Here is a 24,472-nt window from a genome sequence, read left to right as displayed (position 1 = left end):
ACCATTCACTTTTATGCAGAGGTCTCAACCCCAAGACTCACGTCTCAATACTCAAGACTCAAAACTCATCCCCCACTACTTTCTCCTTACCCTACCTATATTCTTGCCTGATAAGTATAGAGTTCATAATACCTGCCTTTTATCTCCATCAATTCATCATGCTGGCCACGCTCTACAATCTCCCCTTTTTCTACCACCAGAATCTGATCGGCTTGGCGAATGGTACTTAGGCGGTGGGCAATCACGAAAGAAGTCCTCCCTTTCATCAATTTCTTAAGACTCTCCTGTATCAGGGTCTCGCTTTCTGTATCGAGATTAGAAGTCGCTTCATCCAAGATCAAAATACGAGGATCAGCCAAGATAGCCCTGGCGATGGCTATTCGTTGCTTCTGTCCCCCTGAGAGCTTTACTCCCCGCTCCCCTATCATGGTATCCAAGCCATCTTCAAACCGATCTGTAAACTCATGCACATGGGCAGCAAAAACGGCCTGCATCAACTCCTCTGTACTCGCTTCCGGCCTAGGAAATAAAATATTGTCCCTAATAGTACCTTCAAAGAGAAAATCATCCTGCAGCACCACTCCCAGCTGTCCCCTGTAGCTGGATAAACTGACTTGCTGCAGGTCTTTCCCGTCAATGGTAATCACCCCACTTTCGGGGTTTAGAAAGGAAGCGACCAATCCCGCAATAGTGGTCTTCCCTGATCCAGATGTCCCCACCAAAGCCGTCATCGTACCAGCATCTGCTTCAAAACTAACTTCCTTTACCACACGCTTTTCCTCCTCGTAAGCAAAACTCACTTGACTGAACCTTACATCGCCTTTGATGGCGGGCAATTGGATGTTTCTATTTTTATCATCTTCTTCCAAGGGAATGTTCATGATCTCCTCTGTCCTGTCAAGCCCTGCAAAGGCCTCTGTCAGCTGGCTCCCGATATTGCTCATCTGTACGATCGGGGCAATCATAAAGCCCAAATACAAGGTAAAAGCCAGAAAATCCCCAAAAGTAAGCTGCTCCTGCATGATCATATACCCGCCAATGCCCATGATCCCCGCTGAGGCCAGCCCCAACAGTAATGTTGCAGCACTGGTGACCATGCTCGTGGTGGTCAAACTTGATTTGACATTAAGGAACAATCGCAGCACGCCATCTTCAAATGTTTTTACTTCTTGGTCTTCTGCATTGAAGCCCTTGATGACACGAATGCCTCCTAGAGTTTCCGTGAGTCTTCCTGTCACCTCAGCATTGATCTTTCCCCTTTCCCTAAAAATAGGCCTGATTTTCCCAAAAGCCTTTAAAGAAATCAAGCCGAAGATAATTACCGGAACCAACACATAAAGCGTCATCATTGGGCTGATATAAATCAACAGTCCCAAGCAGATCACCGACGTCAGTACTCCACCTACCATCTGTGCCAGTCCGGTACCTACGAGGTTACGTACCCCTTCTACATCCGTCATGATCCTGGATACCAGCTCCCCGGTTTTGGTATTGTCAAAAAAACGGAGTGGTAAGCGGATAATATGACGCTGAACTTTTGCCCTTAGCTTGGCAATCAGGTGCTGTGCCTCCACACTCAAAATCTGGGTAAGGGCAAAGCTCGTTACCGCCTGCACCGTCACGGCCACTCCGACAGCAATCACCAACCACTTCAACAGCTGCATGTTGCTGTTGGGGATGACTTCATCCATCAGGTATTTACTCGCTCCTGGAAGCACCAATCCCGCCAATCGGCTGATGATGATCAAGAAAAGACCAATAAACAGTTGTTTCCTCCTGGGCCAAATGAGGGTTTTGAAGACATGGCCGATGGTTACTTTTCTTTCGTTCTTATTCTTTGACATATTGCGCATAAAAATGGGGCAATTCTCAACGAAAATTGCCCCTTATTAGTTCTTAGTATATTGTTTAATTCAAGTGTGGTCGTTGTTTCATTTTACTCCTGCTGGAAATAACGCCAAAAATCAATGCATTGATCACCACTCCCAATATCACCAAAATGGCCGTTTCAAAACGGGTGAGGATGGAGCTGCCAGCCATTATCCTTTTGGAATCGTCATTTACTTGCTTCCCTACGGTAAGTTGGATATCCGATAAGTCCTCCAGGTTTTTGGCCGCTTTTGCTATCAACACCTCTGCATCCTCTTTTGCCTGATCAAAAGATGCCAAATCACCTCCGCCTGTCAAAACACCTTCCACCACGTATATACCGTGGATATTCTCTTTCAGGTCACTTAAGACTACGTCTTCATCAGGGGTCAAATAGGTCTCTTCAAAGGCCACCATGATCGAATCCATAGAGGTATTATACCCAATGTTCTTTTCACTGAGGTCCAAATAGTCGACTTTACTCACACAGTCATCCAGTAACCGCTCCTTTTTGTACAGAAAGTCGGACAGGTGATAAATATAGCTTTCAGGCAATAACCTGTCCTGATAAATGGTCGAACATGATGTGGTCAGGTCTGACACATTCTCTTCGTCAAGCATGTTCTTGACAAACACCGAAACGAACAACACCATCAAAAGGATGGCAATGGTCATTCTGTTCTTGATGCTATATATCCATTTCATAATACGTTCCCATGTCCTGTTTTCGCAGCTACACAACCGACAATCAACCCGTGTCCACTAGCTGCTATAATTGAACATTTTTAACTGATTAACAATAATTTAACAAACTTATTATGTTTTACGGAATTCATCTAAAATAGGTGTCAAAAAAAGGTTAATTTCCTTTACTTTAGAACAAGTTTGAATAACTTTTCGCATTTAAAAACACCCTTTAACCAAACAGAAAAGCCACATAGTCCATTTTATCGTACAGAAACCAACAGCATTTTTAAAAAAAACAATCATGCCTCAACAAATCCAGTCTAATTTGCCTGTCCACCTCAAAAAAAGCACTTTTAACTTATTAGTATATAAACAGTTATATTTTTTTGTTAATTTTTATTAACCCTAAAAACACTACATTATTCACTTTGCTTTATATAAAATGCAATTTTCAAAACACGAAACACTAAAACCATGAACAATTCTATTATTTAAGCCATAAATCGTATGATTATTCTAACTTATCTATTTCACATCATTCACTTTTTTTAGTCATATTTGTGACCACAGGGTTAAAAAAATCCGTAATATCATATAAAAGAAGGAGATCGATATGAAAGCCAAAGATTTTATACAGCTCTTGCAGCTGACACCTAAAATGCCTATCAAAGTTGAATACCTACCTGGACTATTCATCACAGAAGGCTTTTCCATTTCCAAAATAGTACTGAAACAAAATAACCGTATTCAAGTATACCTTTCAGAAAACAATCCAGCTGACAACTCCATCCAAACGGATGAACTGCACCATAAACTGCTCTCATCAATGGATCATCCTGCTCTACAAGGAAATGCTGAGATCACCATGATATACGGTAATCAGGAAATCGGAGAAACCGAACTGGATATCACTGAAGTAGAAGTATTTCAACGAACATTTACCGTAAAACTATTCTCGTTGAACAATTTGAAAAAAGCCAAAGAACGTCAACATAGACAACATAAGGAACAATTCGAACAGAAAGGCAAGCGCTTTTTCTTTACGGCAATTAAGAACTTTCTCTTTCCCCAACCATTGGTACTTAAGTGGAATCTGGCTAAATTATAGTCCTTATTCCAACTTAATGCAACATGTCCAATAAAGACCTGATTATTCCCGAAAGAAGCCGCGATATCGGTGACTTTCTAGTGGGACGACTATTACCTTTCAGAACCAAAAGAATGGTTGGTCCATTTGTGTTTATTGACCATATGGGTCCTTCTGAAGTAAAGCCTGGCCACTATATGGATATCGGACAGCATCCCCACATAGGCCTTTCTACACTTACTTTTTTACTGGAAGGGGAAATGGTCCATGAAGACAGCTTGGGTACCAAGCAACGTATCGCTCCGGGTTCGGTAAACTGGATGACAGCAGGCCGTGGTGTCACGCACACCGAACGCACACCTCCTGACATGCGAAATGGTGGAACCTACCCCATTCACGGCTATCAAATCTGGGTAGCACTCCCCAAAGAAAAAGAATTCATAGAACCCCAGTTTCATCATATCGATGCCAAAGACCTACCACAGTGGATAGACCAAGGTGCATCTTTCACCCTAGTAGCGGGCAAAGGTTATGGAAAAACTTCCCCCGTTCCCGTGCATTCGGAGCTATTTATGATCGATATCAAAACCTCCGCTGACTATGATTTAGAAATCGTTGGACACTTGGAAGGGGAGATTGGGATCTGTATCGTCACGGGCGAAGTCAATGCCTGTGACAATGTGGTAAGAAAGGACAATCTGCTGGTTTCCAAGATCGACAACCAATGTGCCCTCAAGGTCAAAAAAGACAGCCACATCATCTTATTTGGTGGCCCTGCATTTCCAGAAGAGCGCTTCATTGAGTGGAACTTCGTGGCCAGTGAAAAGTCCACCATCGAAACAGCCAAAGCAAAATGGAAAAGTAAGGACTGGCCAATGGTAAAAGGCGATGATTCGTATATCCCATGGCCGTAGGCTTGGTGAGCCTTTTTATATCAGCACAAATCCCCATATTTACTACTTTATTCCTAGCATAATCTACCATTATCCCTCTCAAACATTTTATTAATCCGCCCTTATACTGTTTATTTGTGAAAACTTAAAAAATCCAATACTATCTTTTCATGAAGATCATAGCCATAGGGCGAAATTACGCCAAGCATATCGAGGAATTAGAAAACGAAAGACCTGAGCAACCAGTGGTTTTTCTCAAGCCAGACACGGCGATCATAAAGAACAACCTGCCATTTTACTTGCCTGAATTTTCCAATGACGTACATCACGAAGTGGAATTGGTATTGAAAATAAACAAAGAAGGCAAGTTTATCAAGAAGGAGTTTGCCCATCGTTATTTTGGGGAGATAGGAATTGGCATTGATTTTACGGCGAGGGATGTGCAGCAGCGGTGTAAGGAAAAAGGGTTGCCATGGGAAATAGCCAAAGCATTCAATGGCTCAGCACCTATAGGAGGATTTCTACCTGTCAGTGACTTCAAGGATTTTGCAGATATTAATTTCCACTTGGATATCAATGGTAAACTCAAGCAAAAAGGCAACACTTCGACGATGCTTTTTGATTTTGGAGTGATCATCGAATATGTTTCCCAGTTTTTTACGTTAAAAAAAGGTGACCTTATCTTTACTGGCACTCCTGCGGGAGTAGGAAAAGTAACCGCCGGTGACCGACTTGAAGCCTATATCGAAGACCAAAAACTAATGGATTTTGAGATTAAGTAGTTTACTTCTACTGCTGTTTTTATGTACCTGGAATAGCAATTCTTTATTTGCCCAAATAGAAAAAGGATATTACCAATTCCCCATAAAACCCGGAGAGCGCAATTACCTCTCAGGCAACATGAGTGAAATCCGTCCCAATCACTTCCACAGTGGTATTGACATCAAGACGGAAGGTCGTCAGGGGTTGCCCGTATATGCCGCTGCGGATGGATACGTATACCGCATGAAGGTATCCTCTTATGGCTATGGCAATGTCCTCTATCTCAAACACCCAAATGGCCAATACACCCTCTACGGGCACCTCAAAGACTTTAACGCCCGCATCGCCAAGTTTATGTGGCAAAAAATGACAGCGGCAGAGGAAAATGACCTAGAGATCTATCCCGACTCCATGGCAGTTCCTGTCAAAAAAGGGGAGATAATCGCTTATTCGGGAAATACCGGCAGCTCTGGAGGGCCGCACCTTCATTTTGAGATCAGGGACTCCTTGGACAGGGCACTTGACCCACTGAAGTTTGGCTTCAGTGAAGTCAAGGACAGCACCTCTCCCACTGTCCGCGCCGTGGCCATCACCCCGCTTACGCTAGAAAGCAGGATCAATGGAAAATTCGAACGGACCGTGCTCAGGTTAAATTACCGTGACCATAAGTTCGTAGTAGATGGCAATATCTCCATAACCGGAAAAGTAGGCATCGAAGTCAGTGGATACGACAAGCTGGATGGTGCCTATAATCCCAATGGTTTTCCCCACTTTGAAATCTACGAGGAAGGCCAGAAAACATTTGATGTCAATATCGATAGAATCGATTTTAACTTAGGCAGGTTTCTATTGACCCATACGCACCAAAACCGCTATACAAAACTTTACACTACAGCTTTCAACCAATTTGATTTCTACAGCCCGGATAGTTTATACAGCGGTGCCATCGAAGTGGCTGCCGACAGTATAAAGGAGGTAACGGTCCGCTTGGAGGACGTTTTCGGAAACGAAAGCCTGCTTGAGCTGAGCTTCAAAGGTGAAAAGGAAACCCATGATGTGGGCAGCTACAGCGCTAGCCGCAAAAAGGTGGAGTATATTCGTAACTGGATGATCATTCGGGCGGATAAAACAGAAGGGCACAAATTGGCCAAGTTTTACGTCAATGGCATGATGATGGATGTAATGATGTCCTATGAAGATCCCAGGTTCAGGACTTATATTTGGGACATGGACTTTGGGCTTCCGGACTCGGTAGATGTCTGCTCGGAAATGATCCAGCCTGCACTGCAGGCCAAAATCCCATTTAACAAGGAATATTACTTCAATGATGGCCATACCGCCATCCATTTTCCCAAAGATGCCCTATTGGAGACCCTGTTTCTCCAAACCGAGAGAAGCACCTATTATAACCGCCCTTCCGTCAAAGTCAATGACGATCGAGGCGATTATTTAAGGAATGAAATAGAAGTAAGCATGGACGTAAGTGATTATACGGGCCCTAGAGAACATGTGTATGTGTACCAGCTCTACAATAATGGCTACAAGCGATTTCTTGGAGGCACATGGAATGATGGGCATATCACTTTCAAAACGAAATATTTTGGTACTTTTGTATTGGTCAAGGACGAAACAGCCCCAAGTATCCGCGCCATCCGTGTCAACTCCTCCCAGTTGCGCTTTTCGATCAGGGACAATCTCTCCGGAATCAAGCGCTTCGAAGCCAGGATTGACGGAAAATGGGTGATCTTGCGGTTTGAACATAAAAACGGTGTAATTTGGACCCAAAAGCAGGACAATGCACCTTTCAAAGGCCAATTCGAACTAAAAGTCACGGATAACGCAGGCAATTATTCAGTTTTTAGTCGTAAACTTTAGGTTTTTGAATAATATTTCAGAAATTTAAATGTCAAAAAAACACTTAAACCTATAAAACACTTAACTTATGTCATTGGAAACAGGAAATCAAGCACCTGATTTTGAAGCGAAAGACCAGGACGGTAACACCATAAAACTGTCGGATTACAAAGGCAAAAAAGTGGTTCTATACTTTTATCCAAAAGACAACACCCCAGGATGTACTGCCCAAGCCTGTGACTTGAGGGACAATTACCAAGCCCTTTTGGATGCAGGATATGTGGTATTGGGCATCAGCACGGATTCTGAAAAATCGCACAAAAAGTTCATAGAGAAACATGAGCTGCCCTTTCCGCTGATCGCTGACGAGGACAAAACCGTCCACAACCTTTATAATACTTGGAGAGAAAAGAAAAACTACGGCAGGACCTACATGGGCACCGTCCGTACCACCTTTGTGATCGATGAAGAAGGTAATATCGCTGACATCATCGAAAAGGTAAAAACCAAAGAACATTCAAATCAAATCCTTAAATAATTCCTTTAAAATGGAAAAACTATCAACCGAACAACTTAAGAAAACCGCCTCACAGGTGAGACGGGACATTGTGCGTATGGTGCATGATGTACAGTCAGGACACCCTGGAGCATCTTTGGGATGTACTGAATTTTTCGTAGCCCTGTACTTTAACCAATTGAAACACAATAGTGATTTCTCCATGGAAGGAAAAGGCGAAGACCTCTTCTTTCTTTCAAATGGACATATTTCCCCAGTTTGGTACAGTGTATTGGCCAGAAGTGGATATTTTAACGTAGATGAGCTAAAGACCTTCAGAAAAATCAACAGCCGTCTGCAAGGACACCCAGCAGTAGAGGAAGGCCTTCCGGGCATTCGCATAGCATCTGGATCTTTGGGCCAAGGCCTATCCGTAGCCATCGGAGCTGCCCAAGCCAAAAAGATCGATGGTGACGACGGTGTCGTATACGCCCTGATGGGCGACGGCGAGCAACAAGAAGGTCAAATCTGGGAAGCTGCCATGTATGCTCCACACCACAAAGTGGACAATTTGATCGCTACCATTGACTTTAACGGCCAGCAGATCGACGGTCCTACTGATGCAGTAATGAACCTCAATGACCTAAAAGCAAAGTGGGAAGCTTTTGGATGGGAAGTTATTGACACCTTGAAAGGCAATGATATGGAAGCTGTAGTTTCCAGTTTGGAATATGCCCGAACCCTTCTTGGCAAAGGCAAGCCTGTACTGAACCTGCTCCATACCGACATGGGCTATGGAGTGGACTTCATGGTAGGCACACACAAGTGGCACGGAGTTGCTCCAAACGATGAGCAATTGGCGGATGCACTTGGTCAGCTGGAAGAAACCCTTGGCGACTATTAAGTATCAGTATTGAGTATATCGTACTTGGTATTTAATATCATTCTACAATTATACAATTCAACATTTGACCGATCATGGAAAAGACTTTAGATACAAAATTCACCTATACAGAAAAAAGCGATACCCGCTCCGGCTTCGGAGATGGGCTGTTGGAAGCTGGTCGCAAAAACCCTAATGTTGTAGGGCTTTGTGCCGACCTTATTGGTTCACTTAAAATGGGCGCCTTCCAGAAAGAATTCCCAGAGCGGTTCTTTCAGGTAGGGATCGCAGAAGCCAATATGATGGGCCTTGCCGCCGGAATGAGCATCAATGGTAAAATCCCCTTTACCGGTACCTTTGCCAATTTCTCCACTGGCCGGGTATATGACCAAATCCGCCAGTCCATTGCCTATTCTGAGAAAAACGTAAAAATCTGTGCTTCCCACGCTGGCCTGACCCTTGGTGAAGACGGTGCTACGCACCAAATCTTGGAAGACCTGGGCATGATGAAGATGTTGCCAAACATGACCGTCATCAACCCTTGTGACTATAACCAAACAAAAGCGGCTACCATGGCCATCGCTGATTACCATGGACCGGTTTACTTGAGATTTGGCCGTCCAAAATGGCCTATCTTCACTCCTACTGACCAGAAATTTGAGATCGGTAAAGCGTGGAAAATGATCGAAGGTAAAGATGTAACTATTTTTGCCACTGGCCACTTGGTATGGGAAGCGGTAGTAGCCGAAGCCATGCTGAGAGAGGAAGGCATCAACGCTGAGGTCATCAATATCCACACCATCAAACCATTGGATACTGAGGCCATCTTGGAATCCGTCGCCAAAACTGGCTGCTGCGTGACTGCTGAAGAACACCAGTACAACGGTGGCCTTGGTGATAGCGTCGCCCAGACCTTGGTAAGGAACAATCCTGCCCCACAAGAGTTTATCGGTGTCGATGATTCCTTCGGTGAATCAGGCAAGCCAATGGAACTCCTGGACAAATATGGACTGGATGCCAATAATATCGTTAAGGCAGCAAAAAAATCCATCAGTAGGAAATAAAACAAGATTACATTTAACACCAATGCCACAGTGCATTGGTGTTATTTTTTTATTAAAACACTCCTTTATTACCATCCAAACTATTTTTTCCACTAGTCCTTTTTTAACTTTATCGCAAATTATTGTTTAACAAACCAATTAAACCAGACCTATTTAAATGAAATCTTTTAGTATTAAGGGCGTTATGCTTATTCTTTGTTTTGCACCATTAGTTTCAAATGCCCAATTCCTTAAAAAGCTTCAAAAAAAAGTAGAAAATACAGTAGAAAGTACAGTAGATAATGTATTGGACGAGGACTCCAATTCATCCCAAAAAAGCCAAGAAGGTACCGGCAAGGGCGCCTCACCAATTGAGGAAACCTATGATTTTGTAGCCTTGGATTCGTTGATTTTCTATGAAAATTTCGCTTTGGAGAAAAACGGCAGGATGCCGTCTCATTGGAAAAGCAACTTGGGCGGAAGCATTGTAGAAATCCCTGCTGAACGTGGTAAGTGGCTTAAATTGAATGCTGGGGCAGTTTATCGCATAGACTCTTTGCTACAGTTGCCTGAAAATTTCACTGTCGAATTTGAGCTCATTACGCGCAGTGAGAGTGCTGAAGACATAGGAGCAATGCAATTTGGATTTAGTCGTGACAATTCAGCAAAGGACTATATCCGAGATGCCTATAACGACAATGCCATTACCTGCACAAGATTACACTTTCACAACCAAGACATCGTCAATGCTAGCAGCGACTCGGATGTAAGCAACAACACCAATTTCCCCTTAGCAAACTACAGTAATAGTACGCTTCCGGTGGCCATTTCGGTCGAAGGCCAACTGATGGTTTTATATATCGACAATAAAAAAATACTGGAGACGAAAATGTTTGCCAAAGGTACCAATAAGTACTTTTATATTAGTGCTCCATACAAGTATGATGTAGATGCTGCTGTATATTTTGGCAATGTACGCATAGCAAGGTAACCAATCAGCTCACCTTTTATGACCAGTTTTGCTCCATTTACTTTTTGCTAAACTGGTCTTTTTTTTACATTCTGTGGTTTGTTATTACATAATCACTTAAATTATAAAAATGAAACAGGTCATCCAGAATATCTTTCTCATCATAGCCGTATTTGTTTCTTTTTCCCTTTCTGCCCAAAAGCTTCAATTTAAAGAGAATACTGAAGGCATCACGTTAACGGAGGATAACCTTACTCGTTTTCACTACCAAACTACCACCAAATCCCTGAACGGTAATTACCCTAGAGCAAACTACGTCCATCCGCTTTATGGACTAGATGGAGAAGTACTGACAGAAGACTTTCCAGAGGATCATTTTCACCACCGTGGCATCTTCTGGACCTGGCACCAGCTCTATGTCGACGGAAAACGAATCGCTGATCCTTGGTTTTGTGAGGGCATTTCTTGGAAGGTGAACAGTACGGAGCAATCCATCCATGGCAATAAAGCCACCATCCAGTCAACTGTTCTTTGGCTGGCGGATAGTCTGCAAAACGAACCTGTTTTGGAAGAAATGGTCAACATCACCTTCGAACGGCTGAAAGAAGATGCTTATTCCATCACTTTTGAAATCACCATGACTGCCCTTGTGGACGAATTAGCTTTTGGAGGTTCGGAGGATGCCAAAGGTTATGGGGGCTTTTCGCCTAGGATCAAACTTCCAGAAGATGTTACTTTTCACTCCGAAGGAAAGACGGTCACTCCTCAAAACCTCCCTATAAAAGCTGGCCCTTGGATGAATCTCAAGGGGACATTCGATGGCAAAAAACCAGCTAATATCACCATCATGGGAGAACCGGATAAGCTTCCTTCCTACCAAGGATGGATCCTGCGGAGCGCCAACAGCATGCAGAATATGGCCTTCCCAGGAAATGAACCTACGGCTTTGCCCAAATCCAAACCGGTTCACTTTAGCAATATGATATTGGTGCATAGACAATGTAGCACGGAGGAAATAGATGAGTATTATCGCCAATTTAGACAAGACTAGAGGTACCAGGAGTAATGCTCCGAAGAAACAAAAAAGCTATATACAAGGTGAAATTGCTCCTTTTATTTAACTGCAACAGCATAAATACCGGCCACCACTTATAAAATAATAATTTGCCAATTGAGATTTCCTCGTAATTTTGCGGGCTCATCATAACCGTAAACATGGAAATTGGTTTAAAGAAAAAGCTAGAAGACGAACTAACGTTGAAGGTTTCACGCATGAAGCCCGTTATCAAACCAACTAAACCACATAAGCACGCTGGGTATCATGAATTGATTTTTCTCTCCAAGGGAGCTGGCCAGCACACCATCGGAGACGAGGCGTTTGATGTCGTTCCGCCAACGGGTTTTTACCTTGGGCCAGGCCAAGTTCACTGTTGGGACTTTTCTAAAATCCCGGATGGTTACGTCATCCTATTCAAAGAAGATATCCTCTCCCTTTACCCCAAAGCACAAAGCTGCCTATTTGACTTCCCAAAGCGTTTTGGTATTACAGATGACTTCGATTTTTTTCAGCTATTGGATGCTTTCTACATGGAATATAAAGCTGGAAATGAACTGGATTTCCTCACAGCATACCTGAATTTGATCATTATAAAAAGTAGTTCATTTGCCAAAGCCAGCAACAGTACCTTCTCCAGTGCAACCAAAGAATTCGCTGCCTTTAAGCAATTGCTCAATGAAAATTTTGCAGAAATCAAGCATGTAGAGCCTTATGCCGACATGCTGAACCTGACCATCAAAAAACTCAACAAAATATGTAAAACAGCTGTCAATGCATCAGCAAGGGAGGTAATCAAGGAGCGATTACTCATAGAAGCAAAAAACCTATTGACACACACCGACATCACTGTAGCAGAAATCGCCTTTCAATTGAATTTTACAGATTCCTCCAATTTTGTAAAGTTCTTCAAAGCACAAACTACATTGACTCCCTTGGAGTACCGCTCTGGTGCAAAAGTCAAATAATACCATAAATAGAAAAATTTTACCGTACGAACCATCCTCAATTCATTTCCTTTACGGAAAATAATAAACCTATGTATAAAATATTTTCGACCCTATTATTACTATGTATTTATGGACAGACCATAGCCCAGACCGGGGTAAAAGGCAGCGTAATAGACCAAACCACTAGCAATCCACTAGAATATGCCAATGTAGCGCTATATTCATTACCTGACAGCACTTTGGTCAAAGGCGCTGTCACGAACACAGACGGTAGCTTCGAGCTTACCAAGGTGGACAAGGGCTCCTATTACCTGACCATCAGTTTTTTGGGATATAATGAAAAGACCATTGAAGACATCACTGTCCGGAAATCCGAACTAACAGCTCTTCCCCCAGTTAGCCTAGCCCCCAATGAGCAGTTGCTAAACCAAGTGGAAGTAAGTGGCGATCGGTTTACCACGATGCATAAAATCGACCGACAAGTATTTGAAGCCAACAGTTTTGAATCCAGCAAAGGTGGTACAGCCACTGACCTGCTCCGCAATCTACCGGGGCTCAGCACAGATGCAAGTGGCAACATCAGTGTGAGAGGTACCACGGGATTTGTGGTCATGATCAATGGCAAGCCCATCCAGACCGATCCAAGCGTAATATTAAGCCAACTTCCTGCCAACAGCATCAAAAACATAGAAGTGGTCACCGCCCCATCTGCAAAATACGACCCCGAAGGCAAAGCAGGAATGATCAACATCATCACCTCCAAGCCAGTAGGAGAAGGCACTTTTGTCCAAATCAACACCAAGTTTGGCCTACCGAGCATCGAGCCTTACGACAACAAGGAGAACCCAAAACGGTATGGTGCAGACTTCACCATTAACCACCGCCAAGGGGACTGGGACTTGTCTGTAGGCGGGAGCTATCTACGTAACGATCTGGCTGGCCGCCGGGAAGGTGATGTCTACACCATTATCGGTGACACCACCACTTATTTCCCCTCATATGGTGAGAGAAGTTTTGAGGAAGAAATGTATTCGGGAAGATTTACGCTTGGATATACTCCTAACAAGAGTAACCAGTTCAGCCTTGGCCTCTATGGGGGTAAGAGAAGCAAAGACAGGACTGCTGATATTATCTATTATGACAATCATGCTGAGATGAACGGTGAGGACATCTACCAAATGCAGTACTACAACGAAAACTTGCGCATCAGACGGAGTGACTTTGTGATTGGCAGTTTCGATTACGAACACACCTTCTCCAATACATCCAAGGTAAGTTCATCTTTTCTTTATGAATATACCATGCTCGGTGGGCCCACTACTAACCAAAACCTAGGGTACCCAGACACTGATTTTGTCTATCAAGATGAATACAATACCAATGACAATCCCTTACATGGTATCCGCTTCCAAACGGACTACACAGCGGCTCCATGGAAAATCGGAACGTTTGAAGCAGGATATCAATTTCGGAACCTGAACCACACAGGGGATTTTGTTTATGAAAGAAAAAACAATGAAACCGGTGTTTGGGAACTCGTTCCGGATTTTTCCAGTAATGTGGACCTTACCCGACAGATCCATTCGGGATATGGCCTTCTTTCCGGTGAAAAAGGGAAGTGGTCTTATTCGGCAGGTTTGAGACTGGAATACATGGACAGGGAACTCGATCTCCGGGACAAAGCCGGAACCGTGGACACGACATACACCTATGATTTCGTCAAGCCTTTCCCCTCTGCCAGCCTCCAATATCAAGTCAATGATGAACTGACCCTAAAAGCTGCCTATACCAAGAGGGTACAACGAACCACTACTTTCAAAATGAACCCTTTCCCTGAGCGAGAACACTCCGAAACACTCGAACAGGGCGACCCAACACTACTTCCGGAATTTATTGATTTGGTAGAGTTAGGAGTAATCAAGGATTTTGGTGACAATTCCTTTTATGCAACGGCCTATTATAATGACATCAAAAACCTGGTCAATCGGGTAAATACCATCTATAATGACACCATTCTCAACCGTATTTATTCTAATGTCGGCTCTGGTAAGTCTATAGGACTAGAATCAGGTATAGAGCTCAACCCCACCTCTTGGTGGAAATTATTTGCAGGTGGCAACCTGTACAAATATCACATCAAGGGTGAATTCAACAATCGTCCTATTGATTCCTCCAGCTGGGTATATTCCATTAATGCCAACACCAACTTTGACATTTCATCCAGCCTAAGTCTCCAGTGGTCGCTTAATTATCTCTCCGACCGTGTGACGGCCCAGGGTGAAGACAGTAGGTTCTTCTCCCCCAACCTTACTGTCACCAAGACCTTCCTAGATGGAAGGCTCAGTACCACGCTGCAATGGCTCAACATGGACATGGGCCTACTGGACACCAATGAGCAACGGATCACCACCTGGTCAGAAAACGAATTCTACACCACGACCAATTACGTCTATGAAGTGGACATGATCATGCTCAATATTAGCTATACCTTTAACCAACTAAAAAATAAATCCAGGTTTATCAAAAGTGAATTTGGAGAGAAGGAATTCTAGGCAAAAAAATCCCGCAGGAATACGGAGAAGAGGCCGACTCATAGGTGAATTCACTGTCTAATAACCTGAGTTTAAAAACCTTCTCCGTACAGCAGCCAGGACAAGTACGATGAAGCGATTGTGTGATTTACGGAAAGGAGCCGTGGCAATCTCATATAGACAGAGATTGCCACGCGCTTTTCCTACTTACCATCCATTTCAAAATCCCACCAAAACAATCAAGATCCCTCAGCAAAAGTTAAACTTAAAAAAGAGCTTCTTGCACGTAAAAAGGGGAATGTCTTTAACCAAACGGCATTTAAACCGGCTTAACTCTGCCTCATCACACCTTCGGCAATTTCCATCCGTTATGATAATTGGCGGTGACCAGTTTATTGGCATCCTTATCCGTAAATAGCCCTTTATCAGCATCCCAATAGATTTTTTTGCCTGTTTTGTAGGCGATATTTCCCATATGGGCATTGATGGCCGCCACGCTACCTGTCTCGATACCGCAGTGGAGTTGGGAAGCGTCATTGGCCTTAATGGATTCCACGAAGTTGACGGTATGTTTATCCAAGGCATTCCCCTCTGGTTTCACCCTTGCCATCCCCTCTATCAACGATTTGCCGTCTTTCTTTTCCGCGATAATCTCCCATCCGCCACGGTTGACCACCAGCGTGGCATTATTGCCAATAAAGGCGATCCCTTCCGTGTAGCCATAATTCCCTCCATTAATACCTGTAGCATGCTCCCACAGCATATTGAAACCATCGTATTCATACACGGTCTGTAAGGTATCCGGTGTTTCGGATGCATCGTCTGGGTACGCCAGTTTACCACCCGAAGCCATCACTGATTTCGGAGCACTCACGCCCATGGCATACAGTGCAATATCGATTTCATGCACCCCCCAGTCGGTCATCAAGCCTCCAGCATAATCCCAAAACCAGCGGAAATTGAAGTGAAAACGGTTTTCATTAAATGGCCGCTCAGGGGCTGGACCAAGCCACATTTTGTAATCTACTCCCGGAGGTGGTGTACTGTCCGGCTTTACGGGCACGGGGTTCATCCATCCCTGATAAGCCCAGCATTTCACCAAGCGGATATTCCCCAACTGACCGGACTTCACAAAGGATATGGCGTCGTCATACTGGTTACCACTTCGTTGCCACTGCCCCACCTGCACAAGTTTTCCGTACCGGTCTGCTGCTTTTACCATCAGGTTACACTCCTCAATAGAATTGGCCAAAGGCTTTTCTACATAGGCATGTTTACCTGCTGACAAACTATCGATGAGCGTCAGGCAATGCCAGTGATCAGGAGTACCGATGATCACCACATCTACGTCTTTATTTTCTAATAGCTTTCTGTAATCTTTGTACAGTATGGGTTTCTTGCCTCTCTTCTTTTCAACATCTGCCCCTCTCATATCCAACACAGATTGGTCAATGTCCGCAATGGCCACACAATTGACCTGAGGCATTTTAAGGAACGAGTTCATATTGGACCAGCCCATTCCTTTCGCTCCGATCAGCCCTACGTTAATCTGGTCACTGGCAGAAATCGTACGTGTAAACTGCCCAAAATCTTTGGCGGACATCATTGTGGGCAAAGCAAGCCCCGCTGAAGCCAACAGTGAATTTTGTAAAAACTTTCTTCTTGATGACATGGTTAGGTTATTTGTTATTTGGTTAATGAGTTAATAGTTTTTATGATTATACGCCTTCTTGCCAGTAGTTTTTATTTCTCCCGAAACGCACAGAAAATCTATGGGCAATGACTTACCAATCCAAAACACTGGTCAGTCATTGTCTTGTACATCTAGGTCACTGTATTCGCAGGGAGCTGACAATCAAAGCTTCCTCACCCAGATATTTCTGAAGTTTACCAAGTTGCCATGATCTTGTAACTTGATCGGTAATTCGGATTCGTGGGCCTCGTATTTATGAACACCAATATACGCGGTAGTGCCTTTTACTTCATAGTGATTCTGCACCAAAACACCATTATGGATGACTGTCACATAAGCAGGAGAAATTACGATTCCGTCCTTATTAAACCTCGGAGCAGTGAAAAAAACATCGTACGTGTTCCACTCTTTGGGAGAGCGCATGGCATTGGCCAATGGGATGCCTTCTTTATAAAGTGAAGCCGCCTGTCCATTGGAGTAGGTGCGATTATCATAGGAATCCAGAATCTGAACCTCATAGCGCTCACAAAAGAACAACCCGCTATTTCCTCTTCCCTGTCCTTTACCTTTGACCACATCTGGTGCTTTCCATTCAATATGTAATTGGACATCCCCAAATTTTTCTTTAGTGGCTATCTCACCAGTCCCTGGCTTTACGGTAAATATGCCGTCATGCACGGTCCATTCAGCTTCTCCGTCTGTTTTTACACTTTTCCAAGCATCCAAATCACTCCCATCAAAAAGCACAATAGCATCCGAAGGGGGCAAATGGTTCTCCTCACCGGGGGTAACGATCGGTGGTTCTGGCTCCCACACTTCTGTAGCTTCTGGTGGCAACTGGACAGGATCATGTTGGGCTAGCGCCGGCATAGCCAGCAGACTTCCTGCCAATACAGGAAACAATAGGTTTAATTTCATTTTATGGTTGGGTTTTATTTATTAATATAAAAGTGGAAGTTAAGGGTTTTGGGCTAAAATGAAAAGGCAAATCATGCAATCCTAAACACAAAATGATCAACGGTACCATTATAGTGGGTGTCGCATCCTGACAGTGACTTAGGTACTGGAGACTGGTGAGAAAAAATATGCCTTAGTCTCTCTATTGTGACTCAAAACCAGCACATAGCATCATTACTTGGCACCGTAGCGAATCAGGCTTGTACCGAGACCGACCATAATCCCCTCATAACCTATCCGCACTTGATCTCCCACTAAGCTGATTAGATGAATTTCTATACTGCTGTGCTCTATGTTATTTCCAACAAGTATGGATAAAAAAAGCAGAAAAGAGAGCCCCTACCATCCCATGTCATACCAATTCCCTGACCTTCTTTTTAAGGCTTTTCATCAAATCTCTCGGATAGCTTCTTTCTCCTATAAACACGTCTGTCATGGCTGAAATAAAATAGTCACCGTATCGCTTCATTAAGAAATTGCGGATTTTACGTTGGCTATAAAACCATTTGGAAACACTTATCCCTGTTTGTATTTCAGGGAGTAGTTCCGCTTTCAACCTGTTTTCGTAAAGCTCACCAGCTATGTCAGGGGCTAGATTTGCTTTAACAATGGCCTCTACCACCATTTCACCACTCAGTAAGGCATTGGAGATCCCTTCGGCAGTAATCGGGTCAGCAAATCCCGCTGCGTCACCGGTCAGAAAAACACCATTACGATAAAACCCATCTGTCCTTGGAGCGACGGGGATTTGAAATCCGTGGGCTTTTTCACTGATCACTTTTTCTATCCCCAGCTTATCGAGGTATTTTCTATAGTGTGCTTTTAGGTCGATCCGCACTTTTCTTGCGGAAGCGACCCCAAGAGAAAGGTGATTTTTCTTCGGAAAGCTCCAGGCATACCCATACGGGATGGTATCCACATCAAAGCGAACTTCCTTAGAAAGCCGCTCAAAATCTTCAGGACTTACTTCCACCTCATATTCCAGTGCAGGGATCAGCGTCCTGGTTTCCTTCCATCCGGCGATTTTTGCCGTAGGACTTAAGACCCCATCTGCCGCAATGATCATTTTTGCCTTAATGTCTCCTTGATTGGTGTGGAGAACAGGAATATCACCAAAAGTAATCCCGGTAAGCTTGTGGCCATCTTTGACAACAACGCCCTTTTCTTGAGCCTTTTTGATGATAAAATTATCAAAGTCATCTCGCATCACCATACTGATCACTGGCACATCCCTTTTGGTGGTCAGCATCATCGATTCATCCTCAAAATAAAGGCTGATCTGCATAAACTCTCGCTCCACCACGTCAGAGATGTCGAATGGCAATCTCCGTCTTCCACGGTAAACAAAGCCACCGCCACAGGTTTTGTAACGAGGAAGTAGTTCCTTTTCAATTAAAACAGTAGAAACGCCCTGCTCTGCCAGTTGGTATGCCGCAGAAGCGCCTGCAGGACCACTACCAATAATGGCTACATCAAAATCACTCATGTCGGGATAGGAAGTTAGTGTGTAAAACTTCCCCAAATAAAACACATTATGTAGATATTACCACACATTTCGGTTATAATCCATCCATATATTCTTTTTGCAATAATGTATATATCGCAATTAAGGGACCGTCAGCTAAATGATTTCGCCATTCAACTACTCACCGGAAGCCTCCTCCCAAGTAACAATGGTCATCAATTCACCAAATCATGGATTCCACGTCATATTTTGGCCATTTTCAGATAAAAGCCCTTAATTTTGGATAAGTAATCAACAAAACGATCAGATGAATAACCGTCAGCTCTTTTTATCCAACCTTGCACAAACCACCGATTTCCCCTTGCTCATCGAAATCGAAAAAGCAGAAGGCATTTATATGTACGGCCCAAACGGCGAAAAGTACATTGACCTCATTTCTGGGATCGGTGTCAGCAATGTAGGACACCGCCACCCCAAAGTAGTCGCAGCCATACAAGAGCAACTGGACAAGTACATGCACCTGATGGTGTATGGAGAATATGTGCAATCCCCCCAGACACTATTGGCCAAAGCCCTCACGGACACCCTTCCGGAAAGTCTCGACAACGTGTACTTGGTGAACAGTGGCAGTGAAGCCGTAGAAGGTGCCTTGAAACTCGCCAAAAGATACACTGGCAGAAGGGAAATCATCAGTTGCGGCAATGCCTACCATGGTTCTTCACACGGGGCCCTTTCCGTAGGCGGAAATGAGCTGTTCAAAAGGGCCTATCGTCCCTTGCTCCCCGGAATCCGAAACGTTGATTTTAATGCCATTGACCAATTGGACCTGATCACGGAAGAAACTGCCGCAGTTATCATAGAAACCGTCCAGGGAGAAGCAGGCATCAGAGTCGGGTCAAAAGCCTACTTCCAAGCCTTGCGACAGCGCTGCAATGAAATGGGCACCTTGCTTATCCTCGATGAAATCCAAGCAGGATTTGGCAGGACGGGTAAATTCTGGGCATTTGAACACTACGATATTGCTCCTGACATCGTGGTCTGCGCAAAAGGCATGGGAGGAGGAATGCCCATCGGAGCGTTCATCGCTTCCCAGTCCATCATGGCTGTATTCAAAAACAACCCACTCCTTGGACATATCACCACGTTTGGCGGTCACCCGGTCAGCTGCGCAGCATCACTGGCTACCATTGAGGTCCTTCACAAAGAACAACTTATCCAACAAGTGGAAAGCAAAGCCAAGCTCTTCAAAGAAAACTTAAAGCACTCCAAGATCAAAGGTATCCGCAATAAAGGGCTGATGATGGCCGTGGAATTTGAATCCTTCGAAGTCCTTAAGCCCATCATTGACCGGGCGATCGAGCTGGGGATCATTACAGACTGGTTTTTATTTTGTGAAGACAGCATGCGCATTGCTCCACCGCTGACCATCACTGAGGAAGAGATCAAAAAGGCCTGTGCCATTATTTTACAATCGATAGAGGAAAATGGTGATTGAAGGCAAGATTTGAGATGTGAGACTTGAGTATAGAGACAAAATTCCTATTCTTTTACTAATCTCCCAGGGCAAAGGCATTTAAACCCGGAATATGCATTAGCCTATCTACGCCACGGCGCACAGGTGTTGCGACCTGAAACTGCTTCAAAATCAGCCGTTTCACTTTAGTTTTCGGCATAACCGTAGCGGTGCTACGCTAATGCCTCCAAACTAACTGATTTTCTTGCAATTTCAGCTCTCACTACGATTCCTAATGCATAACCCGGGATAAACAGGTCTTGAAAATATCACTACCCGTCAAAAAAAGACCCTGGATGGATGGCATCTTCTCCCAAATTCAAAACCTAAGCCCCCCTTTTAATTATTCTAATGCATAATTCGGGATCAATGCCGTTTAGTTAAGGGGATTTCCTCCTTTTCATATACCTAAAAGTCCTTTTTTTGATTGACTTTGGCTGGGGAAACCTGATCATCTTGGTGGATTTTATCCTTTTCCTTTTTTCCCCCGAAAGCCTTCGGGGCAGGCTATTGATGAAGAAAGAAAAAAATCTAGGCCGGTGGTATGCCTTTTAAAATGGAACATGGATTTACCCTGCGACCGAGATCCGTCACCCATTTTAATTTCCACCCGATGGCTACGACCTAAAAGTGAGTGGGTCTCGCTGTTCCACGACGCGAGCCAACTCCCTTTCTTAACGGCCTCCACCATCGACTGGAAAACAGGCATACCAAGGGCCGTAATAAGGAAGCGATACCTTTTTTGGCTCAGGGGGGCTTATAGTTCTCGCTCAACTTGGTTACTTAAGAAAATATACCACTACATGGAATAATGATGATAATTTATCCATAAGAAACTTATTAACCGGATCCGCCTTGCAGGTATTGGGCGTTAAGAAATTAAAAAGCGGGTGGGCAAAAAGGCAGGCTTGTTTGACGAAATGCTGCCCAAAAAGAATGTTGGCAGCTAAAGAAGGTTTACCTGGCTTTAGATAGGCCTGCTTGGCTTTAGACAGGAGGAGTTTGCCTGCATGAGGGGAGGTTTTAATTTTAGGCCAATAGATGCACAGCGGCGGGGTTTTTTGGTCACTTTTTTGACCTGCAGCAAAAAAATGACAAAGGTAAAGAGATGAAAACCACCTTGGAATTTAGCTAGAAAAATAACTGCCCAAGGAAAAAATATAGAACCCATATTTTCCAGATACACACTAACTAAACGGCATTGAATTCGGGATAAATTTTGTAACCTGCGGATTCATCCGCAGGAACTTAAGCTCTCCTCAACCTCCCGAAGGAGTGCCAGCGGCACGGATGATAGCTATGCCTACACGAAAATTGTCTCCCTTCAAAACACTAAACGCATTTGCCCTGACTAATCTCCGCACTTTTATCAATTTTGTGGGGTTTTTCTAAACTTTATCTTGGAAAAACACGTTTTCCTACAAAACCTATAGAGTATACTTTGTATTTAACCGTAAAAAAAAATTATCACTATGTCATTAAGATTAGGAGACACCGCACCGGATTTTACTGCTAACAGTACTGCAGGAAAAATCAATTTGTATGAATACTTAGGCGATGGCTGGGGTATATTATTTTCCCACCCAGCAGACTATACCCCTGTATGCACCACCGAATTAGGTACTGCCGCCAAGCTGAAAGGGGAATTTGAAAAAAGAAATGTCAAAATGATCGCTCTCAGTGTAGATGGGATCGACAGCCACCATGGATGGGTAAAAGACATCAATGAAACACAGCAGACAGAGGTAAATTACCCGATCATTGCTGATGAGGACCGAAAAGTAGCCGAGCTTTATGACATGATCCACCCCAATGCCAATGAAAAGCTCACCGTAAGGTCTGTATTTATCATCGGTCCGGACAAAAAGATCAAGCTTACCATCACTTATCCAGCCAGCACTGGCAGAAACTTCAACGAGCTGCTCAGGGTAATCGATTCATTACAGCTGACTGCCGATTATTCCGTAGCTACTCCAGCCAACTGGAAGCATGGTGAGGATGTGGTGATTGCACCAGCGATCAGCAATGAAGAGATTCCTGCTAAATTTCCAAAAGGCCACAAGGAAATCAAGCCCTACCTAAGAACCACTCCTCAGCCTAATATTGATTAAAAACAAACATCATCTTTATAGTTCAAAGCCCGGAGTTGCTAAGCCAACCCGGGCTTTTCTTGTTTATAAAACAAAAACCTTTACTCGGACGCCAACAATAAAAATAAATGCTCCGCCAAAAATTGACGGAGCATCGTATGTTCAGTTGTCTATTTATACTTTTACCTGCCTATGACGTACCTGACATTGAGACCGAAGTAATTGGCATTGAAATCCGTATCCTCGACTATCCAAAACGTCGGTCGCCAATCCAACCCAACCGCCAATGGAAAATCAAAGTGATACTCCAAGCCTATTTCACCTGATACACCAAAGAAGAAGGGGTCATTAAAATAGAATGAGGGACCTGCACCTACATACCAATCCAGACCGTCTGCATCTGGAAATGGCCGATACAGAAAATCGTAAAGCAAATCGAGGCCTACACCATCTCCAAAACTAATATCACCATGGACACGACTGAATTCTCCTATGGAGAAAATCCCATCAATGGCTACATTATTTGCTCCTTCTCCGAAGCGAACACCAACTTCCTGAGCCTGTAGGCCATAGGAAATCAAAAACACGGTAAATACTAGTAATAATTTTTTCATTGCTGTTAACTTTAGTTTAAAAATTAGGTTTAGTCTTATTGTTTAATTATTTCAAGTTAAAATATAATAGTAAGATATACAAATATAAGCAATTTAGTATCAGTTATGACAAAAGATCACTATAAAGCATTGCCAATTTTCGTCTAATTTTAGCAATATTATGCGTATTAATGTCAATCACCCAATAGAAACAGTATGCTTACTGTCGCAGCATTATTGCTCACCAAAACATTATAACCTAACATTTTACACTTCTAAAAAGCCTTCAAAAATCTTAATCGCCTTACCATAAATCATTACACGGTCACCCTGCATTTCAAGTCTCATTTCCCCTTCCCTCTTACTGGCTTGGTAAGCTTTTAGCGCTTCCTTTCCATCTTTTTTGTGCCAGTAATCCATCAGGGCACAATGGGCAAAACCTGTAACGGGATCTTCATTGATTCCTAGGTTCGGAGCAAAATAGCGGGAATAGATATCGTAGTCTTCATTCCCCTTTGCTGTAATGATAATGCCCTGTTCACTGTGCAAAGCCAACACCTGAAACTCAGGCTCTACATATTCCAAGATATGATAATTTTCCAGTTCCAGTATCCAATTACCTTTTAGAGAAGCTGCTCCGATGACTTTTTGACCAAAAAAATCATCCATAAAATAGGGATGCTGCCCCGGCTGGATGGTGATCAATGGAAAGTCCATCACGATTTCTTCCCCTTCCATATGCACCCGTAGCTCGCCACTTTTGGTAGCAAACACAATTTCCTGATCCATTTCTACCACTTCCTCCACATACAGCATGTAGGCACTTGCCAGTGTTGCGTGTCCACATAAGTCCACTTCTCGCATAGGAGTAAACCACCTCAGATCAAAAGAAGCGGGTCCAGTCTGTTCTAGAAAAGCCGTTTCACTAAGGTTCATTTCGGAAGCGATGAGCTGCATTCCCTCCTCTGCCAATGGCCCTGGAAGTAAACAAATGGCAGCTGGATTACCCGAAAATGGTGTGTCGGTAAACGCATCAACAGTGACAATGGGAAGTTGCATAGTGAAAATGGATTGGATTGAAT

At 43.6% G+C, this 24,472-nt stretch carries 21 protein-coding genes; 13 read left to right on the top strand and 8 right to left on the bottom strand.

Features of this window, described 5'->3' with window-relative positions:
- Positions 1–95: 95 nt before the first annotated feature.
- The gene (locus DN752_RS21325) at positions 96–1,844 is read right to left on the bottom strand and encodes an ABC transporter ATP-binding protein (protein ID WP_112785856.1); all 1,749 of its coding nucleotides are present in this window, start codon (positions 1,842–1,844) and stop codon (positions 96–98) included.
- A gap of 64 nt (positions 1,845–1,908) precedes the next feature.
- On the bottom strand, positions 1,909–2,574 hold the full coding sequence (locus tag DN752_RS21320; protein ID WP_112785855.1) for an MCP four helix bundle domain-containing protein: 666 nt from the start codon (positions 2,572–2,574) through the stop codon (positions 1,909–1,911).
- A 595-nt stretch (positions 2,575–3,169) separates the two neighbouring features.
- On the opposite strand from DN752_RS21320, the gene DN752_RS21315 reads away from it, so the two are divergent.
- The 11 genes from DN752_RS21315 (at position 3,170) to DN752_RS21260 (ending at position 15,100) form a co-directional block, all read left to right on the top strand.
- On the top strand, positions 3,170–3,664 hold the full coding sequence (locus DN752_RS21315; RefSeq protein ID WP_112785854.1) for a hypothetical protein: 495 nt from the start codon (positions 3,170–3,172) through the stop codon (positions 3,662–3,664).
- Between the two features lie 23 nt (positions 3,665–3,687).
- Positions 3,688–4,557, top strand: coding sequence for a pirin family protein (locus DN752_RS21310; protein WP_112785853.1), 870 nt, complete (start codon positions 3,688–3,690; stop codon positions 4,555–4,557).
- A 149-nt stretch (positions 4,558–4,706) separates the two neighbouring features.
- Positions 4,707–5,318 carry a fumarylacetoacetate hydrolase family protein gene (locus DN752_RS21305; RefSeq protein ID WP_112785852.1) on the top strand — a complete coding sequence of 204 codons (612 nt, stop codon included), beginning with the start codon at positions 4,707–4,709 and terminating at the stop codon, positions 5,316–5,318.
- Positions 5,305–7,173: a M23 family metallopeptidase gene (locus DN752_RS21300; protein WP_112785851.1), complete on the top strand. Its 1,869-nt coding sequence runs from the start codon at positions 5,305–5,307 to the stop codon at positions 7,171–7,173. Before DN752_RS21305 ends, DN752_RS21300 begins: the two co-directional genes overlap by 14 nt.
- Before the next feature lie 67 nt (positions 7,174–7,240).
- Positions 7,241–7,690: a thioredoxin-dependent thiol peroxidase gene (gene bcp / locus DN752_RS21295; RefSeq protein ID WP_112785850.1), complete on the top strand. Its 450-nt coding sequence runs from the start codon at positions 7,241–7,243 to the stop codon at positions 7,688–7,690.
- A 10-nt stretch (positions 7,691–7,700) separates the two neighbouring features.
- Positions 7,701–8,552, top strand: coding sequence for a transketolase (locus tag DN752_RS21290; protein WP_112785849.1), 852 nt, complete (start codon positions 7,701–7,703; stop codon positions 8,550–8,552).
- 74 nt (positions 8,553–8,626) lie between these two features.
- A complete protein-coding gene (locus tag DN752_RS21285; protein ID WP_112785848.1) occupies positions 8,627–9,595 on the top strand; it encodes a transketolase family protein in 969 nt (322 codons plus the stop codon).
- Positions 9,596–9,752: 157 nt separating this feature from the next.
- On the top strand, positions 9,753–10,565 hold the full coding sequence (locus DN752_RS21280; RefSeq protein ID WP_162633303.1) for a hypothetical protein: 813 nt from the start codon (positions 9,753–9,755) through the stop codon (positions 10,563–10,565).
- Positions 10,566–10,674: 109 nt separating this feature from the next.
- Positions 10,675–11,595 (top strand): DUF6807 family protein, encoded by a 921-nt coding sequence (locus DN752_RS21275; protein ID WP_112785846.1) that lies wholly within the window; start codon positions 10,675–10,677, stop codon positions 11,593–11,595.
- 164 nt (positions 11,596–11,759) lie between these two features.
- Positions 11,760–12,566, top strand: coding sequence for an AraC family transcriptional regulator (locus DN752_RS21265; protein ID WP_112785844.1), 807 nt, complete (start codon positions 11,760–11,762; stop codon positions 12,564–12,566).
- Positions 12,567–12,637: 71 nt separating this feature from the next.
- Entirely contained in the window at positions 12,638–15,100 is a 2,463-nt protein-coding gene (locus tag DN752_RS21260; protein WP_112785843.1) for an outer membrane beta-barrel family protein, read from the top strand.
- 322 nt (positions 15,101–15,422) lie between these two features.
- On the opposite strand, the gene DN752_RS21255 is transcribed toward DN752_RS21260, so the two are convergent.
- The 3 genes from DN752_RS21255 to DN752_RS21245 all read right to left on the bottom strand — a co-directional run bounded on the left by DN752_RS21255 (position 15,423) and on the right by DN752_RS21245 (position 19,215).
- Complete coding sequence (locus DN752_RS21255) at positions 15,423–16,751, bottom strand: Gfo/Idh/MocA family protein (protein WP_112785842.1); 1,329 nt, start codon at positions 16,749–16,751, stop codon at positions 15,423–15,425.
- 183 nt (positions 16,752–16,934) lie between these two features.
- Positions 16,935–17,690 (bottom strand): 3-keto-disaccharide hydrolase, encoded by a 756-nt coding sequence (locus DN752_RS21250; protein ID WP_112785841.1) that lies wholly within the window; start codon positions 17,688–17,690, stop codon positions 16,935–16,937.
- 391 nt (positions 17,691–18,081) lie between these two features.
- A complete protein-coding gene (locus tag DN752_RS21245) occupies positions 18,082–19,215 on the bottom strand; it encodes an NAD(P)/FAD-dependent oxidoreductase (RefSeq protein ID WP_112785840.1) in 1,134 nt (377 codons plus the stop codon).
- A 286-nt stretch (positions 19,216–19,501) separates the two neighbouring features.
- On the opposite strand from DN752_RS21245, the gene DN752_RS21240 reads away from it, so the two are divergent.
- Entirely contained in the window at positions 19,502–20,689 is a 1,188-nt protein-coding gene (locus tag DN752_RS21240) for an aspartate aminotransferase family protein (RefSeq protein ID WP_112785839.1), read from the top strand.
- Positions 20,690–21,173: 484 nt separating this feature from the next.
- Here DN752_RS21240 and DN752_RS24610 read toward each other — a convergent pair whose 3' ends face one another.
- Positions 21,174–21,416, bottom strand: a complete 243-nt coding sequence (locus tag DN752_RS24610; protein WP_162633302.1) for a hypothetical protein — start codon at positions 21,414–21,416, stop codon at positions 21,174–21,176.
- A gap of 763 nt (positions 21,417–22,179) precedes the next feature.
- Between DN752_RS24610 and DN752_RS21235 the strand changes: the two genes are divergently transcribed.
- Positions 22,180–22,818: a peroxiredoxin gene (locus DN752_RS21235; RefSeq protein WP_112785838.1), complete on the top strand. Its 639-nt coding sequence runs from the start codon at positions 22,180–22,182 to the stop codon at positions 22,816–22,818.
- Between the two features lie 161 nt (positions 22,819–22,979).
- On the opposite strand, the gene DN752_RS21230 is transcribed toward DN752_RS21235, so the two are convergent.
- Together DN752_RS21230 and DN752_RS21225 are read right to left on the bottom strand one after the other, a co-directional pair.
- Entirely contained in the window at positions 22,980–23,411 is a 432-nt protein-coding gene (locus DN752_RS21230; RefSeq protein WP_112785837.1) for an outer membrane insertion C- signal, read from the bottom strand.
- A 246-nt stretch (positions 23,412–23,657) separates the two neighbouring features.
- Positions 23,658–24,449 carry a PhzF family phenazine biosynthesis protein gene (locus DN752_RS21225; RefSeq protein WP_112785836.1) on the bottom strand — a complete coding sequence of 264 codons (792 nt, stop codon included), beginning with the start codon at positions 24,447–24,449 and terminating at the stop codon, positions 23,658–23,660.
- Positions 24,450–24,472: the final 23 nt, after the last annotated feature.

This window comes from Echinicola strongylocentroti (genome assembly GCF_003260975.1).
GTDB classification, from domain to species: Bacteria; Bacteroidota; Bacteroidia; order Cytophagales; family Cyclobacteriaceae; genus Echinicola; species Echinicola strongylocentroti.
The sequence above is the reverse complement of the archived record's forward strand: the minus strand, read 5'-3'. Positions and strand labels throughout refer to the sequence as shown.